Source organism: Nocardia sp. NPDC056100 (assembly GCF_042266325.1).
Taxonomy (GTDB): Bacteria; Actinomycetota; Actinomycetes; order Mycobacteriales; family Mycobacteriaceae; genus Nocardia.
In genome coordinates, this window is the sequence record NZ_JBHJVY010000003.1 from 100,391 (window position 1) to 117,686 (window position 17,296).

16 protein-coding genes are annotated in these 17,296 nt (G+C 68.2%); 8 read left to right on the forward strand and 8 right to left on the reverse strand.

What is annotated here, in order from left to right; translation table 11 throughout:
* Nucleotides 1-70 precede the first annotated feature (70 nt).
* Together ACFC0O_RS22675 and ACFC0O_RS22680 are read left to right on the forward strand one after the other, a co-directional pair.
* The gene (locus ACFC0O_RS22675; protein WP_375960953.1) at nucleotides 71-928 is read left to right on the forward strand and encodes a hypothetical protein; all 858 of its coding nucleotides are present in this window, start codon (nucleotides 71-73) and stop codon (nucleotides 926-928) included.
* A gap of 427 nt (nucleotides 929-1,355) precedes the next feature.
* A complete protein-coding gene (locus ACFC0O_RS22680; RefSeq protein ID WP_375960955.1) occupies nucleotides 1,356-2,426 on the forward strand; it encodes a hypothetical protein in 1,071 nt (356 codons plus the stop codon).
* A 106-nt stretch (nucleotides 2,427-2,532) separates the two neighbouring features.
* On the opposite strand, the gene ACFC0O_RS22685 is transcribed toward ACFC0O_RS22680, so the two are convergent.
* From ACFC0O_RS22685 to ACFC0O_RS22695, 3 genes are all read right to left on the reverse strand, one after another.
* A complete protein-coding gene (locus tag ACFC0O_RS22685) occupies nucleotides 2,533-3,024 on the reverse strand; it encodes a hypothetical protein (protein ID WP_375960957.1) in 492 nt (163 codons plus the stop codon).
* 154 nt (nucleotides 3,025-3,178) lie between these two features.
* Nucleotides 3,179-3,739 carry a methylated-DNA--[protein]-cysteine S-methyltransferase gene (locus ACFC0O_RS22690; RefSeq protein ID WP_375960958.1) on the reverse strand — a complete coding sequence of 187 codons (561 nt, stop codon included), beginning with the start codon at nucleotides 3,737-3,739 and terminating at the stop codon, nucleotides 3,179-3,181.
* An 83-nt stretch (nucleotides 3,740-3,822) separates the two neighbouring features.
* Nucleotides 3,823-4,134 carry a hypothetical protein gene (locus ACFC0O_RS22695; RefSeq protein ID WP_375960960.1) on the reverse strand — a complete coding sequence of 104 codons (312 nt, stop codon included), beginning with the start codon at nucleotides 4,132-4,134 and terminating at the stop codon, nucleotides 3,823-3,825.
* A gap of 61 nt (nucleotides 4,135-4,195) precedes the next feature.
* Between ACFC0O_RS22695 and ACFC0O_RS22700 the strand changes: the two genes are divergently transcribed.
* Complete coding sequence (locus ACFC0O_RS22700) at nucleotides 4,196-5,689, forward strand: PLP-dependent aminotransferase family protein (protein WP_375960962.1); 1,494 nt, start codon at nucleotides 4,196-4,198, stop codon at nucleotides 5,687-5,689.
* Between the two features lie 98 nt (nucleotides 5,690-5,787).
* Here the strand turns inward: ACFC0O_RS22700 and ACFC0O_RS22705 are convergent, their stop codons facing one another.
* Nucleotides 5,788-7,077: an adenylosuccinate synthase gene (locus ACFC0O_RS22705; protein WP_375960964.1), complete on the reverse strand. Its 1,290-nt coding sequence runs from the start codon at nucleotides 7,075-7,077 to the stop codon at nucleotides 5,788-5,790.
* Between the two features lie 273 nt (nucleotides 7,078-7,350).
* Here ACFC0O_RS22705 and ACFC0O_RS22710 point away from each other — a divergent pair, with 273 nt between their 5' ends.
* Nucleotides 7,351-8,013, forward strand: coding sequence for a hypothetical protein (locus tag ACFC0O_RS22710; protein WP_364649832.1), 663 nt, complete (start codon nucleotides 7,351-7,353; stop codon nucleotides 8,011-8,013).
* A gap of 39 nt (nucleotides 8,014-8,052) precedes the next feature.
* Nucleotides 8,053-8,835 (forward strand): site-2 protease family protein, encoded by a 783-nt coding sequence (locus ACFC0O_RS22715; protein WP_375960967.1) that lies wholly within the window; start codon nucleotides 8,053-8,055, stop codon nucleotides 8,833-8,835.
* Nucleotides 8,836-8,841: 6 nt separating this feature from the next.
* Here the strand turns inward: ACFC0O_RS22715 and ACFC0O_RS22720 are convergent, their stop codons facing one another.
* Nucleotides 8,842-9,936, reverse strand: a complete 1,095-nt coding sequence (locus ACFC0O_RS22720) for an aromatic acid exporter family protein (RefSeq protein ID WP_375963729.1) — start codon at nucleotides 9,934-9,936, stop codon at nucleotides 8,842-8,844.
* Nucleotides 9,937-9,994: 58 nt separating this feature from the next.
* Complete coding sequence (locus tag ACFC0O_RS22725) at nucleotides 9,995-10,429, reverse strand: DUF3151 domain-containing protein (protein WP_375960969.1); 435 nt, start codon at nucleotides 10,427-10,429, stop codon at nucleotides 9,995-9,997.
* Nucleotides 10,430-10,510: 81 nt separating this feature from the next.
* On the opposite strand from ACFC0O_RS22725, the gene ACFC0O_RS22730 reads away from it, so the two are divergent.
* Together ACFC0O_RS22730 and ACFC0O_RS22735 are read left to right on the forward strand one after the other, a co-directional pair.
* Entirely contained in the window at nucleotides 10,511-12,811 is a 2,301-nt protein-coding gene (locus ACFC0O_RS22730; protein WP_375960971.1) for a hypothetical protein, read from the forward strand.
* A 249-nt stretch (nucleotides 12,812-13,060) separates the two neighbouring features.
* Nucleotides 13,061-14,107: a fused (3R)-hydroxyacyl-ACP dehydratase subunits HadA/HadB gene (locus ACFC0O_RS22735; RefSeq protein WP_364636192.1), complete on the forward strand. Its 1,047-nt coding sequence runs from the start codon at nucleotides 13,061-13,063 to the stop codon at nucleotides 14,105-14,107.
* A 55-nt stretch (nucleotides 14,108-14,162) separates the two neighbouring features.
* Here ACFC0O_RS22735 and ACFC0O_RS22740 read toward each other — a convergent pair whose 3' ends face one another.
* A complete protein-coding gene (locus tag ACFC0O_RS22740; protein WP_375960973.1) occupies nucleotides 14,163-15,629 on the reverse strand; it encodes a DUF4185 domain-containing protein in 1,467 nt (488 codons plus the stop codon).
* Between the two features lie 176 nt (nucleotides 15,630-15,805).
* On the opposite strand from ACFC0O_RS22740, the gene ACFC0O_RS22745 reads away from it, so the two are divergent.
* Nucleotides 15,806-16,081, forward strand: coding sequence for a hypothetical protein (locus ACFC0O_RS22745; protein ID WP_364636198.1), 276 nt, complete (start codon nucleotides 15,806-15,808; stop codon nucleotides 16,079-16,081).
* Nucleotides 16,082-16,094: 13 nt separating this feature from the next.
* On the opposite strand, the gene ACFC0O_RS22750 is transcribed toward ACFC0O_RS22745, so the two are convergent.
* Nucleotides 16,095-17,213 (reverse strand): BTAD domain-containing putative transcriptional regulator, encoded by a 1,119-nt coding sequence (locus ACFC0O_RS22750; RefSeq protein ID WP_364636201.1) that lies wholly within the window; start codon nucleotides 17,211-17,213, stop codon nucleotides 16,095-16,097.
* Nucleotides 17,214-17,296 lie beyond the last annotated feature (83 nt).

A 17,296-nucleotide genomic window follows, 5' to 3' on the forward strand; every position in this document is an offset into this window, starting at 1 on the left:
CTACCATCCCCGCCGAGTGGCCGCTCCCGGCCACGGGGACAGTTCCGATCTGATGAGGGTGGTTTTCGGCGTGACTCGTCGGCATGACATGAATACCGGCGTTCGACGCGCCATCCGGCCCGCACTCGGCGCACTGCCGCTGGCCGTCGGCATCGCGTGCGCGGGCGTCGCACAGGCCATTCCGCAGCCGGGCGTGACCACCGGTCCCGCACAGCCCGCCGCACCGAGCGCGGACTCCACGCGCCAGCCCGGCACCACGGTCGCGCCGCCCGCACCGCAGGTCAATTACGCTGTCCCGCAGGACCATCGGCCGGTCCCGGTCGAGACCGAACCCGCACCCGCCGTCAACTGGCAGCAACTGCACGCGCCCGAACCGGTCGCACCGGTGGCCCCGATCGCACCGCCGCCGCGCACCGTCCGCATCGGCGACTTCACCACCCCGGCCCCCGACGCGCTGCCGGACGCCATCCTCGCACCCGTCAATGACGCGGCCGCGGGCACCGAAGCCGCCCTCTCCACCGGCCTCCAGTCGGTCGGCATCAACCCGTCCCGCTCGGACAAGATCGCCGCGGGCACCGCCGGCGGCGCGGTCCTGGGCGCGGCCATCGTCGGCATCCCGTCCGCCATCGGCGGCGCGATCGGCGGCGGCCTCATCGGCGCGGGCGTCGGCGCGGGCATCGGAGCCGGTATCGGCGTCGCCATCGTCGCCGGAACGGCCGTCGCGGCGGGCGTTCCCACCGGTGGCCTCGGCGCGGTCATCGCCGCCCCCGCCGCCGTCCCGATCATCGGCGGCGGAGCGCTCATCGGCGCAGGCGTCGGCGCGGCAGCGGGAGCCGCACTCGGCGCTGCGGCCATCGGCATCCCCGCCGCCGTCCTCGGCGGCGTAGCGGGCGGAGCCGCGGGCGGCTTCCTCGGCGGCGCGTTCTAACCCGAACCGAACAACCTGGCTGCCCGCGCCCCACCGGCGCGGGCGGCACCGAATTCGCCTGGCGGACAACGTGTATCGGCCCAGCACAGCGGTGGCCGACGTCCAATCATGTGCCTGTGGCACCGGAACGCGGCGCAGCGGCCAGGGTGAGCGGCCAACCAAGCAGCTCAGCGCTCAATTCGACACGCGGGCCGAGAACTGCGGAGCACCAGCGAGTCTCGGCGTGCCGGGGTGCGAGGTTTCCAACCCGGCACCTGCCTCGACGATCAGCGCGCACGATCTAACCGCCAGCTCAGCGGCATCCACGGGGCGAGATAGCCAGCGGGAACCGAATCAGTGAGCGGTCGGGGCATCGGAAGCGGCTGGCACTCGTCAATTTCATATCGCTCGGTCAATCGATTCAATCTGATGAGGGTGGTGATCCGGCGTGAACCGTCGGCAGCTCGTGAACAACACCGCGGTTCGCCGCGCCATGATCCTCGGCACGCTGCCGCTCGCGTTCGCCGTGGCGTGCTCCGGCACCGCTGAAGCACCCAGTGCGGCACCGGCATCCAGCCCGTCGGGCAGTTCCGGCACGGATGCGCAGCCCGGTGTGCTGCCGCCGGGGAGTGCTCCCGGCAGTGATCTCGCACCCGGTGCGGTACCGGGGATCACGCCCGGCACCCTGGCACCGGGCACTCCGGGCGCGCAGCCCGGTGTGCAACCGGGACAGCCCGGAACCGCTTTCCCCACACCGCAATTCGGTGCCGGACAGTCGCAGCCCGGCGTGACGTATCCGGCGGCCGACCGTGCGGGCGCGCGCCCCGGACCGATCCAGCCGGGTGTGACGACCCCCAATCGGCCACCCGCACCGGCACAGCCGCAACCCCAGCCGCAGGCGGATTACGCGGTCCCGGCCAACTTCCGGCCCATCCCGCAGACGACACCGGCCCCGCCGGTGGATCTGCAAACGTTGCACGCGCCGACCGTCGTGCAGCCGGTCGCCCCCATCGCGCCGCCCCCGCGCACGCTGCGACTCGGTGACTTCACCTCTCCCGTACCGGATGACGTGCCCAATCCGGCACTGGACACGGTGAACAATGTCGCCGCCGGTGCCGAAGCAGCCATCGCCACGGGCTTCAACTCCATCGGCATCAACCCGAGCCGGTCCGACCGCATCGCGGCGGGCACCCTCGCCGGTGTCGCGGCGGGTGCGACGATCGGCGCGATCGGCGCGGGCGTCCCCGCCGCCATCGCGGGCGCAGTCCCCGGTGCGGTGGTCGGCGCGATCATCGGCGGCGTCGCGGGCGGAGCCCTCGGCACCATCGGCGCGACGGTCCTGCCCTGGACCGCCCCCATCGACATCCCCGGCGGTATCGCGGGCGGAGCCCTCATCGGCGCGGCGGTCGGCGGCGCGGCCGGAGCCGCAGCGGCGGGCATCCCGGCGGCCGCCCTCGGCGGTATCGCGGGCGGCGTCGCAGGTGGCGCTGTCGGCGGCTTCCTGGGCGGCGCGTTCTGACACGAGCGAAGACGCCTGATTTGTCACCGTGTAAGACCCCTGAATCGCCCGTGCCATACGAATTCGTATGGCACGGGCGATTTTTCGTGGGTGAGCCGCCCTCAATTCACATCGCGCTGAGAGATCGCGCGTAGTTGAGTTGGTGCATGACCATCGGGAAGGTCTGCTGGTCTTGGACCGGGATCATGGTGGAGTGGAAGCGGCCGCCGCCGGTCACGGTGACCTGGACATATCCGGCAATTACTCGTTCCTTGATGAGGAGGAAGAGTAGGCCGAGGAAGCAGAGGGGGAAGAAGAGGATGGCCAGCACCACGGCGTAGGCGGGGATGCGTTCGGCCGTTTGGGACATATCGGTCGCGGTCCAGATGGCACCGCGCAGCGGCAGCGTTCCGGACGGAGTGACCACCGCGCCGTCGACCACCGCGATATCGCCGATGGCGATCAGGAAGTTCGGGGCGGGCTGTGCCACGGGCTGCGGCCAGACCTGTTGCGGTACAGGCAATCCGGGAGTCTGCGGGTACGGCATTCCCGATCCGGTCCCGGGCGCGCCGAATGCCGCCGGGTCATTGAATGGTCGTTGCTGGTACGGATCTGTCACGTGCGCCCTCCCTGGTGTCACGCGGGATCCCCACCCGCGTCGCTTCGCACGATCGCCGGATGCGTGCCATCCCGCGCGATCCAGATCATTCTCATCCCGAATCATGGGACGCGCCCGGCGTTCTCACAGATCAGCGGAGAGGTGTTCCCGCGAATCAGAACAGCGTGGGCTCGCCGAAGCCGGGGGTGCGCTCGATTTCGAGCAGCCGCTGTTTGGTGTTGATGCCGCCGGGGGCCGAGAAGCCGTGCAGGGCATGGTCGGCGGTGAGGACGCGGTGGCAGGGGACTATCAGGGGAATGGGGTTGCGACCCAGGGATTGGCCTACGGCCTGCGCACCGCCGGGAGCGCCGATGCGGTTGGCGATATCGCCGTAGCTGAGGGTGTGGCCGGGGTGGATGGCCCGGGTTACCGCGTAGACGGCGCGGTCGAAGTCGTTGAGCGGACTCACATCCAGCGGAATCCAGTCGAGATCGTCCAGATCACCCGCGAGGTGGGCGCGGATCTTCTCGATAGCCGCGGCGATCTCGGGGGTGGGTTCGGCTTCGCGGACGTCGTAGACGCGGTGCCTGCGCAGGATGTACGCGCGAGTGTCTTCCGGATCCGCCTCGGGGAGGGCGAAGCGCAGCACACCGGCGGCGCTCCAGGCGAGGGCGCAGGTGCCGATCGCGGTATCGAAGAGCGCCGCCGAGGCGAGCGGGCGGTCCGGGTGCGACATAGAGCCAGTGTGCACCGGGGTACCGACAAGTCCAGTTCCGGATGGCCAGCATCCATGCGCGGCAGCCACTTCAGACCAGTTACCTAGAACTGGACTGTTTCCTCACGGCAGGGGATCTTCGCTAGATGCGGCAGTGGTGAGCGGCCGCGCCCGGTCAGCCGGGTCCGCTGTGCAACCAGCACGGCCGGTGGCTCGTCCTGATGCGCGTAGGCGGCGGCGAGGTCGGCGTACTGCCTGGCCCCGTCGTATTCCGCGACCGACCAGTCCGACATCGGCGCATGCGGGCGGTACTTCTCCAGCAGTGCACCCCAACGCTCATCCGGCGTGGGAGCGAACCGGTACACGATTCCGGCGAAGGCCGCGACAACCAGCAGGGAGATGAGCATTGCGATCATTATTCGATGGTGGCCCCCGCTGGACTTGAAGAAAATATCCAGTACCCGGATACTGGCCTTTATGGCGATACGAGTGATCGGGGCAGCCAGCCTCACCCGCGACCTGGGGCGCTGGCGGCAGGACGAGCCCGGCTCCCCGGCGGCCGAGACCAAACGCAGCAGCAGGCCCGCGTACGTGGCGCTGGCCGAGAGCATTCGACTGCTCATCCACGACGGCCGCGCACCCCTGGGCGTCGCGCTGCCCAGTGAGCGCGATCTGGCCACCAGCCTGCATGTCAGCCGCACCACGGTGACCTCCGCGTACGCGCTGCTGCGCGAACACGGCTATCTGATCAGCAGGCAGGGTTCACGCAGTACGGTCGCGCTGCCGCCGACCGTGGTGCACGACGGCACCAAACCCGCGCGCAGCCTGCTCGCCATGATGGCGCAGCCCGAACTCCCGACCATCGATATGACGTACGCGGCCATGTCCGCGCCGATCGAGATGACGGACGCGTATACCACTGCGCTACAAGGACTTCCGACGTATCTGGGCACGCACGGCATGGACCCGGTCGGCATGCTCATGCTGCGCGAGGCGCTGGCCCGCCGGTACACCGAGCGCGGCCTGCCGACCGATCCGGATCAGATCCTGGTCACGCTCGGCGCACAGCACGGGCTGCGATTGCTGCTCAATGTGCTCACCACACCGGCCGAACGCGTGCTGATCGAGCACCCTTCGTACCCGAACGCCATCGAGGCGATCCGCGATGTCGGTGCGCGCCCGGTGCCGGTGCCATTGCGCCCGGACGGCTGGGATCTGGATGGAATCCGCAGTGCCGCAAGGCAAACCGCGGCCAGCGTCGCGTATCTGGTGCCGGATTACCACAATCCGACCGGACTGCTGCTGCCCGCCGAGGGTCGCGCCGAACTGGCCGCCATCGCCCGCGAAACCCGCATGACGGTGATCGTCGACGAATCCATGGTCGACCTGCATCTCACCGATCACGAAATCATGCCGCCCGCAGCGTCATTCGCACGCGGTTCGGAGATCGTCACCATCGGTTCGGCCTCGAAATCCTTCTGGGGCGGTCTGCGCGTCGGCTGGGTGCGCGCGAATCAATCGCTGATCACCAAACTGCTCGGCACCCGCTCCACGGTGGACCTGGGCACCCCGGTCATGGATCAGCTGGCCACGGTGCACCTGCTCCAGCACGAGGACGAAATCCTCACCGTGCGAAGGGAACAACTGCGTTGCCGCCGGGCGGCGATGCTCGAGGCACTCGCCGAGGACCTGCCCGATTGGCGGGTCTCCCCCGGCGCGGGCGGCATGTCACTGTGGGCCCAACTCCCCGCCCCGGTCTCCACCGCCTTGGCCGCGACGGCCCCGAACCACGGCGTATTACTCGCCGCCGGACCGCGTTTCGGCGTGCAGGGCGCGTTCGAGCGATTCCTCCGACTGCCATATACGCACGAGGAAGCCGACATTCGTGTCGCGGTGAAATCGCTCGCGGCGGCCTACGCGTCATTGACCCCGCACGCGGCCGAACCGCTCGCCCCGCTGACCTGCTACTGAAGAACCCCCGCTGAAATGAGTCACCCCCGTTGCGTTTTCACGCAACGGGGGTGGAATTCTCAGACAGAGAAACGATCTCGGGATCTACTCCCGCGCTCTCAACTCAGGATGTCGTGGCGCACGATCGTCTGATCGCGGCCCGGGCCGACGCCGATGCAGGACATCCGCGCACCCGAAAGCTCTTCCAGCCGCAGCACGTACGCCTGTGCGTTCGCGGGTAGGTCGTCGAAGGTCCGCGCCCCGGAGATGTCCTCCCACCAGCCCGGCATCTCTTCGTAGATCGGCTTGGCGTGGTGGAAATCGGTTTGCGTGGTGGGCATTTCGTCGAACCGCTCACCGTCGATCTCGTAGGCGACGCAGATCGGGATGGTGTCCAGGCTGGACAGCACGTCGAGCTTGGTGAGGAAGTAGTCGGTGATGCCGTTGACGCGGGTGGCGTAGCGGGCGATCACGGCGTCGAACCAGCCGGTGCGGCGGGCGCGGCCGGTGGTGACGCCGACCTCGCCGCCGGTCTTGGCCAGGTACGCGCCGGACTCGTCGAAGAGTTCGGTCGGGAACGGGCCGGAGCCGACGCGGGTGGTGTACGCCTTCAGGATGCCGAGCACGGTCTCGATCTTGTTGGGGCCGATGCCCGAACCGACCGCCGCGCCACCCGAGGTCGGGTTGGAGGAGGTGACGTACGGGTAGGTGCCGTGGTCGACGTCCAGCAGGGTGCCCTGCGAACCCTCCAGCAGCACGATCTCATCGCGCTCGAGCGCCTGGTTGAGCAGCAGGCGGGTATCGGAGATGCGGTGCTTGAAGCCTTCGGCCTTCTCGAGCACCTCGTCGACGACCTGCTGCGGGTCCAGTGCGCGACGGTTGTAGATCTTCACCAGCACCTGGTTCTTGAATTCCAGTGCGGCCTCGACCTTCTGGGTGAGGATCTTCTCATCCAGCACGTCGGCGACGCGGACGCCGACGCGGGCGACCTTGTCCTGGTAGCAGGGGCCGATGCCGCGTCCGGTGGTGCCGATCTTCTTATTGCCGAGGAAGCGCTCGGTGACCTTATCGATGGCCACGTGGTACGGCATGATCAGGTGCGCGTCGGCGGACAGCAGCAGGCGGGAGGTGTCCACGCCGCGCTGTTCCAGGCCCGCGAGTTCGGTGAGCAGCACGCCCGGATCGATCACCACGCCGTTGCCGATGACGTTTGTCACACCGGGGGTGAGAATGCCGGACGGAATCAGATGCAGTGCGAAGTTGTCGCCATTGGGCAGCACCACGGTGTGACCCGCGTTATTGCCGCCCTGGTAGCGCACAACCCATTGGACGCGGCCACCGAGCAGGTCGGTCGCTTTGCCCTTGCCCTCGTCGCCCCACTGGGCGCCGATCAGCACGATTGCCGGCATTAGAAGACTCCTACGGGTTCGACGCGCAGCATCGGTGATGCTGCAGCTACCCGCCGTCAGAAGGCGGTGGCCGGAGGCACAGTCTAGTAGATGCTCGAATACGCCCAGGTTCGCGACCCGGCACGGGACGAAACCGACGTAACGGGTGGGCTTCGAAGGCGGCGCCGCAAATGAACCGGGGCTATGGTGGCACGGGGAGTCGGGCCGGTAAGACGGCCCGCAGGAGCGCAGTGAGGCGATGGTGTTGTCAGGTCAGAGGAGGGTGTACGGCAGTTGAGTACCCATGTTCTCCGCTGCGACGGCGCACCCGTACCGATCGCACTCGCTTCGCTACCGCTCACCCAGACTTCCGCCATACCGGACACCAATGTGCTGGACGAGTTGCTGCCCGTGATGGCCGCCGACAGTCTGCCGCGGCTCATCGTGCTCGGTGAGGACGCCGGACTCGCGGCCGTGCTCACCCATCTGATGCGCACCGAACGCCTCGGCGTCGAAATCGGTTACGTCCCCGTCGACCGCACCTACGGTTCACGCGCCTACGAAACCGGCACCGGATCCGCCGCCGCCAAGCGCGCGCTGGAAGGTAAGCCGACCGAGACCCCGCTCATTCGCGATGACACCGGCAAGGTGCTGATCGGCCGCGCCACCCTGGTCGGCGAGAACGGTGAGAAGCTCGAAGGCGAAGCGTACGTGGACGACACGCGGTTGTTCACCGGTAAGGTCTCGGCGCTGCTGGTGTCACCGACACTGGAGATGCCCGGGCTGCACGCCAGCGCGCAACGCGGGATCCTCGGTAAGAAACGCTGGGCGCAGGGGCGTGCCATGCAACTCGGCACGCGCGGCGCGATCGTCACCCGGGACGGCATCACCACCGATAAGCCGGTGCGGCGATCCACGTTCTACCGGCATCATGAGCCGTGGTTGCTGGTCCGCTGATCTTCACCCGGTGCATCCGGGGTCCATTCAAGGAGTCCGATGAGTAGTCCTCGCGCGATCGGCCGTGCCTCGGGGGCGGTGCGCCCGAGCCCGGTGTTCCTGCTCGTCGTCGCGATCGCGGTGGCGGGCGGGGTGGTGGCCTGGACCGCGGATCTGCTGTCCAATCAGGCGAAATTCGGGGTTTTCCTGATGGTGGTGGCGGGCTGGGTGGTGTCCATCTGCCTGCACGAGTTCGCGCACGCCTTCGTCGCGTATCGCGCCGGGGACCGCGAAGTCGAGTTGCGCGGGTACCTCACCTTGAATCCGCTCAAATACAGTCATCCGCTGCTGTCGATCGGATTGCCGCTGCTGTTCATCGCGATCGGCGGGTTCGCGCTGCCGGGTGGTGCGGTGTACGTGAACTCGAACAGTTTCAGCGCGAAAATCCGGCGGATTCTCAGTGGTGCGGGACCGGCGTCCAATCTGCTGTGCGCGATCGTGCTGTTGATCATCGTGAAGCTGTGGGGCAGTTCGTATTCGCATGCCGCGTTCTGGTTCGGGCTGAGCTATCTGGCGTTCCTGCAGATCATGGCCACCGTGCTCAATCTGATCCCGGTGCCGGGCACGGACGGGTACGGGATTCTGGAACCGTCGCTGAGCTATGAGACGCGGCGATCGATGGATCAGATCAAGCCGTACGGGATTCTGATCCTGGTGGCGCTGCTGTTCGTGCCGCAGATCAATATCGCGTTCTTCAACGGGATTCGGGCGCTGTTCGAACTGTCGGGCGTGCCGTCGATCTGGTCGGATTTCGGTTCGACGCTGACGCGTTTCTGGCGCTGAGCCGACTCAATCGACCGGTGTCACATACGGATTCGGGACGGTCGGCGGGAGCATGGCGATCGAGGAAAGCCTGCGCATCCCGCACACCTGCATGAGATCCACCACGATCGACCGGATCTGCGCGAACACCACGTGCGCGGAGATGCCCGCGCCGTCCACCAGATCCTTGGTCGCGCCCTTGGCGACCGTGCGCAGTACGCGGGTGGCCTCGGCGGCATCGGGTTGATCGCCCGGATCCGCGAGCACCATCTGGCGCACCATATCCACGGCCTGGCCGAGCCGTTCGACTTCGAGAGTCAGTCGCGGATCCAGGATTTCGTCATCGCGTACCAGGGACAGGGCGCGGCGCAGCAGGACTCGTGAATTGCGGACGGCATTGTCCAGCGGGTCCGCGACCTCGCGCAGGCGTTCCAGGCGGGCGCGCGAATTCCAGTACAGCGGTGAGATTCTGCTGATCTCGCGGCCGCCCTCGAGGGTGCTGCGCAGGGTGTCGAGATTGCTCTGGGTGCCGCGCACGGCCTCCAGCGCGACCTTGATCTTCTCCGCGTCATGCTCCAAAAGCCCCGCGGCGCACTCGGTCAGCGAGTTGCCCATGACGCCGAGAATGTCCGCGGCCTGCTGCCGGGCGCGGCGCACCGGATGCAACGGGATCGCCGCCACCACCACGATGCCGACCATGCCACCGACCAGTGCGTCGATGATGCGCAGATTCGAATTGCCGCTCGCCGGCGGCAGCAGGGTCGCCACCAGCACCGCCGAGGACGCGGCCTGCATGGTGATGACCGGGCCACCGTCCAGGAATACGGCCGTGCACATGGCGAAGATGACCAGCACCGAGATCTGCCAGATGCCCGTCCCCGCCCAGGAGACGAACAGATCGCCGATGCCGATGCCGACCGCGACGCCGACGATCAATTCGACCGCGCGGCGCAACCGCGCACCGAACGAGACGCCGATCGAGATCATGGCGGCCATCGGCGCGAAGAACGGTTGCGGATGGCCGACGATATTGTGCGCGATGAACCAGGCCACGCCCGCGCCGACCGCGCACTGCACGATCGGCAGCAGCGAGGACCGCACCCGCTTCGCGGCGGTGCGCATGCGCGTGACGCCGCTGTCCTTGGCGGCGTCGAACGTGGTGCCTAGGCCACTGCTCAAATCAGTCGAGACCGAGTTCGGCGGCGGCGCGCGGGTCGCAATCCTCGAGCAGATCCAGGCAGCGCGCGTACTCGTCGGTCTCGCCGATGGTGCGGGCCGCGCGGGCCAGCGCGCCGACGCTGCGCAGGAATCCTTGATTGGGTTCGTGGCTCCACGGCACCGGGCCGAAACCCTTCCAGCCGTTGCGGCGCAACAGGTCCAGGCCGCGGTGGTAGCCGGTGCGGGCGAACGCGTACCCGGCGAGGGTGTCGGCGTTCACCTCGTTATCGCCGCGCTCGAGGGCGCCTTCGGCCAGATGGGCCCAGGCGATGGAGGCTGTCGGATGCGCGGCCGCGACCACTACCGGGTCCTGCTTGTTCAGCAACGCGTCCTCGGCGTCGGTGTTTTCCGGAAGCAGTACCGGCTGGGGTCCGAGCAGATCACCGAAGGAGGTCATGCCGATCATTCTGCACCGACCGCGCGAATGCTCAGTAGGCTGACCGTCGAATCACAGTTCCGCCGAACCGAGGGGTAGCGCGTGTCCGACTCGAACGACGACCAGCAGCCACAGGACCCTGCCCGCCAGGCAGCTCCCGGCAAGGGCGCCGACAAGGACACATCAGCCGCCCCCGAAACCGCGGCCACCGAGGTGATCCACACCGCCAAGCCGGGCTTCGCCACCATCAAATACGAGCCCGCCCAACCGGTCTCCGAAGGCCCCACCACCCGAATCCCCGCCACCCCCCGCCCCGAGAACACACCGGGCGGACAGCAGCCGACCGCGAATCAGGGTGCGCCCGCCGCGAATCAAGGTGCCCCCACGCAGTCGGGCGCGCCGCAGAGCGCGCCGAGCGCGCCCGCCCCCGGTAACGCCCCCGCACCCGCGAACCAGAACGAAGCCAACCGGCCGGGCGCACCCGGCCAACCGGGCGAAATTTCCCAGCGCGGGGAAGCAGGCCAGCAGCCCGGCACCGCGAACCAGCAGGGCGCGGCACAACAGGGCGGCGCGGCCAATCAGCAAGACCCTGCGCGACAGGGCAGCCCCGCGAACCAGCAAGGCGCGGCGCAGCAAAACCGTCCGGCCGACCAGCAGGGCGCGGCGCAACAGAGCCGTCCCGCCGACCAGCAGGGCTCAGCGCAGCAGGGTGCGCCTGCTCCGCAGGGTGGCGCGCAGCCGAGCGGAGCGGGCGAGGCTTCGGGTCGTGGCGCGAACGCGGCGGACTCCGGAAACCCGCCTCCCTCAGCGGATGTCACCACTCAGTTCAAGGTCGTCCCCCGCGCGGACGCTTCCGGCGCGCAGGCGGGCGGCCCTTCCGGTCAGCCGAATAACGCTGCCGGACAGCCCGTTTCGCCCACCGGTCAGCCCGGCGACGCCTCCGCCGCGAGTGGCGGCACGTCGGCCGCCGGCGGACAGGGTACTTCCGGCGACGAACAGCCGGGAGCGGATGCCGCTGCGGCCGGGGGCGTGAGCGAATCGGCCGATGCGGGAACGAAGGACTCCGCCGATCAGGATGCGCCCCAGGGACCTGACGAAGTTTCGGGGACTGGCGGGGACGCCGGGTCGCCGGATTCGAAAACCGTTGTGATGAAGCAGGTTCCGGCGGGGTCGGAGGATGCGACCACCATGTTGCCGGTGGTCAATCCGGATCAGGCGACGGAGAAGATGCGGGTTTCCGGGCCGCAGGGGCGGGCTGTGAGCAAGCCGCCCGCTTCGCCTCGGATGAATCAGGGGCCCAGGAATGTGGGGCCGCGCGGGGGTGCGCCGGATCAGGGTGGAGCGGTCGAGGAGACTCGGCCCGCACCGCCGCGACCGCCGCATGCGCCGCGCCGACCCGCCAGTGCGCCCTCTCCCGCCGATATGCAGCCGACCGCGCCCGCCGTGCCGATTCGCGGGCCGAGGGCCATGCCGCCCGGGCCGCAGCGGGTCGGACCCGGCGCGCCGCCGCAGGGACCGAACGGACAGGGCGGACCCGGACAGGGCGCGCCGCAAGGGCCCGGTGGGCCTGCGCAAAGTGGACCCCAGGGGCCGGGTGGACCGGGACAGCGCGGGCAGCAGAGCCAAAGCGGACCCGGACAGGGTGGACCGCAAGGCCAGGGTGCACCCGGACAGATTGGGCCACAGGGTAAGGGCGGACCTGCCCAGGGTGGACCGGGCGGCGTGCCGATGACCAAGCCGGGTGGCGTGGGGGCGCCGGGGTTGGCCGGAGCCGCGGCGGCTGGAGCCGGTGGTGCGCAGGGAGTGGCGGGTGTTCAGGGGGTTGGACAGCGGCCTCAGGATGCTCAGTGGGGTCAGGAATCGCAGCGGCCTCAGGATGGGCAGGGTGCGCCGCGGCCGATTGCCACGCCGCAGCGGGTGCCCGCGGCGGGTGAGAGCGATGCCGCGCCCGCGAAAGCCGGTGCGGGAAGCAAGAATCGGGTGTTGTTGCTGGCGGGGATCGCGGCGGCGGTGGTGGTCGCGGTGATCATCGGCATCGTGGTGATGGTGGCCGGAGGGTCGGACGATTCGCCGGAGACGCAGGTGAAGGGCGCTATTTCTACCTACACCGATGGGCTGGCGACCGGGGATCTGGAGAAGTTGCGCGGGATCACCTGCGGTGCGCAGCATGACTTCTATCAGAAGATCTCGGCTGATCAGTTCGCCGGTGTGTATCGAACTTCCAAGGAGCAGAAGAGCATTCCGGTGGTGAAGAGTGTGGATGCCATCCGCATCACCGGTGATGCCGCGCTGGCGCAGGCGACCGTCTACACCGAGGCGGATCCGTCCAAGCAGTCGGCGCGCACCTTCGACCTGCAGCGCACCTCCGATGGGTGGAAGGTCTGTGATCCGGCCAACGGATAGCGGATCTCGACTAACGGATCGGACCCTCGCGCAGATGTTCTGATCGGGCGGGTGTCGCATTAGCGCCCCTGCCCGCGACGAACATCACATACACCTGGTCAACAGTCCGACTCGCCAGTAATATGGCGCAGATTGTCTGGGCCAGCCACGATGGGGTGTCGGCGCCTCCACCGGCGGTAAGCCGTGGTTTTGTGCTGACACCGATCGGGCACGGTCCTACCGGGTTTCGATTGTGCAGGGAGCTGAACCATGCCGGAGACGGCCGAGGCGATTGCCGCCACCACCGCCACCGATCTGGTCGGTCGGCATTTTCGCGTACGTGACCATTACGACGTCGGCCGGGAGAAGATCCGGGAGTTCGCACGCGCCGTGCGCAACCACCATCCCGCCCACCACCGCGAGGACGATGCGCTCGCGCTCGGTTACGCCGGGCTGCTGGCCTCGCCGACCTTCGCGTCCGTCATCGGCGCCGCCACCACCCGTTCGCTGATCGGTTCCGTGCTCACCGAGTACGACGTCTCGCAGTTCATGCAGACCGATCAGATCTTCGAGTACCACCGCCCGATCCTGGACAACGACCTGCTGTCGGTCGATGTGCTGATCGAGCAGATCCGTTCCTACGGCGATAACGACTTCCTCACCGTCAAGGTGACCATGAGCGATGCCGACGCGCTGCCGGTGCTGGTCGCGACCACCACCATCGTGGCCCGCAAGGGTGTCGAGATCGATCCGGCCGCCGTGGAGACCGTCTCGGGCGTGCTCATGCACGGCCATGTCCCCGAGGATCAGGCCACCGATCCGACCGGGCTCATCCTGCTCGCGCCGGAGGATGTCGCGGAATTGCGCGATCCCGCCCCCGCGCTGCCGGTGCAGACCACCCCGACCGCCGCGACCCTGGCCGCGGGCACCGAACTGCCGCCCGGCAAGGTGCCCGTCACCCGCGGCGATCTGGTGAATTACGCGGGCGTCTCGGGCGATCCGAACCCGATCCACTTCAGCGATGCCGCCGCCCAGCTGGTCGGCCTGCCGACCGTGGTCGCGCACGGCATGCTCACCATGGGCCTGACCGCCAGCTACCTGGTGAACTGGCTCGGCGATCCGGCCGCGCTGAGCAAGTTCAGCGTGCGCTTCTCCGGCTTCGTCCCGGTGGAGCCGACCGCGCCGACCTTCGTCGATTTCACCGGCAAGGTGAAGTCGGTGGACGCCGAAACCGGCTCCGCCACCATCGTTCTCGGCGCTACCTCGGAGGGCAAGAAGCTCTTCGGCCGCGCAGTCGCCGAAGTCCGGCTCTCCTGACGCACTGAAACCGCCTGGGCGGCATCGCGATACGATCGCGGTGCCGCCTTTCGCGTCAATTCAGCGTGGCGTGCATCAGGTAGACGTTGTAGTCGCTCCAGGTCGACATGGTGAAGTAGAGCTCGTTGCCGGTCGACCAGGGGTGGATGAAACCGCCGTAGAGTTCCGGGAATTGCATCGCACTCACCGTCGCCGCGCCCGGGGACCAGACGCCCTGCGGTGAATCCGATTCGCGCACAACGAGAGCCGCTTTCGCGGTGTCCAGGTAACTCATCTGCCAGATCTTGCGCACGGCGTCGTAGCGCACGGACAGCTCAGCCACCGGAGCGTCGACAATCGGTGTGGCGGAGGTGTATCCGCCGACCGGGGTCCATTCACCATCGCGCCAGTACTGGTACGCGGTGGTGTTGAGCACCTGATCCTTCGGCACCCGCGCCAGGCCGACGGAGGCCAGGCGGGTGTTGGGCGTGCCGAACATGTAGACGTAGTCGCCCGCCGGGACCATGGCCGAGACCTGGAAGTTGGAGACGCCGAAGATGTTGTCCCACTTGGCGTGTGCGTCCTTGGTCCAGGTGCGGCCGTGATCGTCGGAATAGGCGATGCCGCCGTAGTTGGTGTACCAGGTGCCCGGGATGCTGTTCCAGGTGCGAATGGACATGTAGCTCATGTACTGCCGGTCGCCGAGCGCGAAGCCGGAGGTCGGGATGGTGGTGATCTCGATATTGTCGAGCTTCTTGCTGGACAGCAGTTCGGTGGCGTGACAGCGCGAGTCGGTGACCATGCTGTCGAAGGTGACGCCGTCCGCGAGGTTCTTGTCGGTGCTGAAGGCGAGCAGATTGCTGCGCCAGTCCTCGCCCATACCGCCGGGCGGATGGAAGTCGTGGCCGACGGTGTCACCGAAGGCGATGGCGATCTCGCCGGGTGCGCTCTCCCACATGATGCCCAGGTCGGTGCCCTGCACCTGCCAGCGTTTATCGGTGCGGTTGATGGAATTGGCCCCGGTCAGCTTGGCGACCTCGCGGACGTCGGTGACCTGCGGCATGGCCCGGGCGGGCGTCAGCGGCGCGGCTTCGACGCCGGGGTGCGCGGGTTCGGGTCCGGGCGGTACGGCGGGCGGATTCGGGTTGGGGAAGGCGAAATTGAACGGCTGCGGATGCAGGATGAGGCGCGGAATGCCCAGTTGCTCATTGAGACTCGGCGGCGGGGCGGGCAGATCGGTGAGATCCGGGCAGGGGTTGACGCACGGATCGCCGGGCAGCTCCATATCGATCCGCTTGGTGTTCTCCACCGGCGGTCCGGGGTCGACGGTGACGACCGGATAGGTGATCGGCACCTCGATGGTTTTCGGCACCAGCGATTCGTGTACCGGGGCGGGATCGGTGTGGCAGGGTCCGATGCCCGGAATCCCTTCCACCGCACCGTGTTCCGCGGGGGCCGCCAGGGCGGTCGCGGGGTGCGCGCCGACCAGCGCGCCGGCCCCGAACACCATTGCTCCCACCGCGGCGAGCAGCCGTTCGGCCATGCACCAACCTCTCGCCATTCGGGCTCATCGGACACATCCGGCAGGAGACCCTACCCGCGGCGGGCGGCGAACAGCGGGCACTCGCCCAAGATCAACCGAAATCGATATCCGGCGTGCCGCGGCCCGGATCTCCGCGAACCGAAACCAACTGGGCAGCAGGGTAATACAGTGGAGAGGTGTACGTGCAGGACGTGACCCTGACCGGGACCATCAGCGCCGAACTGGCCGAGGAGCTGGCCTACCTCACCAGCAGGCATACCTCGCACATCATCCTGACCTGCAAGGAACACCGGCTCTTCGTCGGCCTGCTACCCATGTGCCTGGACGATCTACAGCTACGCGCGGGCGATATCGTCACCGTCACGGTGAGCGGCGGCTACAAACCACCCGACACCGAGGACCGGCAGGCGCTGCGCGAGGCGGTGGAGCTGCTGGCCAAGGCCGGGGCCTGACCTCGAGCCAGGCTCAGCGCACCGCCTGGAACACGAACACCGTCGCCCCGATCCGGATGGCGTCACCGTCGGCGAGCACCGCGGCGCTCTCGATGGCCTGCTCGTTGATGTAGACCCCGTTCGCCGATCCGAGGTCCTTGATCAGCAGTCCGGCCCGGCTGGGCGTGATCTGCGCGTGGTACCGGCTGGCCTTGGGATCGTCGAGCACCAGATCGTTATCGGTCATGCGGCCGATCTTCATTCCGCCCACCGCGATCGGAATCATCCGGCCCTCGGCGGTCAGCAATTGCCCGGCCCGCACCGCGCGCGGCATTTCGGTGACCGTCTCGGTCATGGCCTTGGCCATCCGCTCGACCTCGGCGATCTGCCCGGTCTGCAGCGGTTCCTGGCGCAGCACCTGCTGTTCCAGCGCGATGATCGCCGGTCCCGGATCGATGCCGAGTTCATCGGACAGCACCCCGCGCACCCGGCGGCACGCCTCGAGCGCGTCGGCCTGCCGCCCGGACAGGTACAGCGCCGTGATCAGCTGCGCCCACAGCGGTTCGCGCAGCGGATGCGCGTTGGTCATCGCGACCAGTTCGCCGACCACGGCGGACGCACGCCCGCAGGCGATTTCGGCGTCCACGCGCGCGGAGGCGACCAGCAGTCGCTCCTCATCCATTGCGGTGGCGAAACTTTCGGCGAACGACAGCCCGGACAGATCGTCCAGGGCGCGACCGGTCCACTGCGCCAGCGCATCCGCGTACAGCCGCGCGGCGCGCTCATGATCGCCCTGGTTCGCGGCCTCGGTACCCGAACGCCGAATGCTCTCGAACCGTCCGAGATCGCAATGCTCATCGGAGATTTCGAGCCGGTACCCGGACGATTCGGTGCGCAGCACCGTGCCCGGATCGACGCCCGCGTTGCGCAGCGTCTTACGGATATTGGAGACGAACACCTGCAGGCTGGCCTGATAGGAGTCCGGCGGCTCGTCATTCCAGACGATGTCCGCCAGCGCCTGCGACGACACCGCACGCCGCCGGTTCACCGTCAACGCGGCCAGCAGTGCACGTGGCTTGGGGCCGCCGACCAGCACTGGACGGCCGCCGACCAGCACTTGCACAGGCCCGAGGACCCGCACATCGAGAGTCATTGCGCTGCACCTCGTATAGAAAAGCGAACCGCCGCGGCAGCACCTGGCCACCACGGCGGGCTCTGCTCACTGGGCCGGAGTTT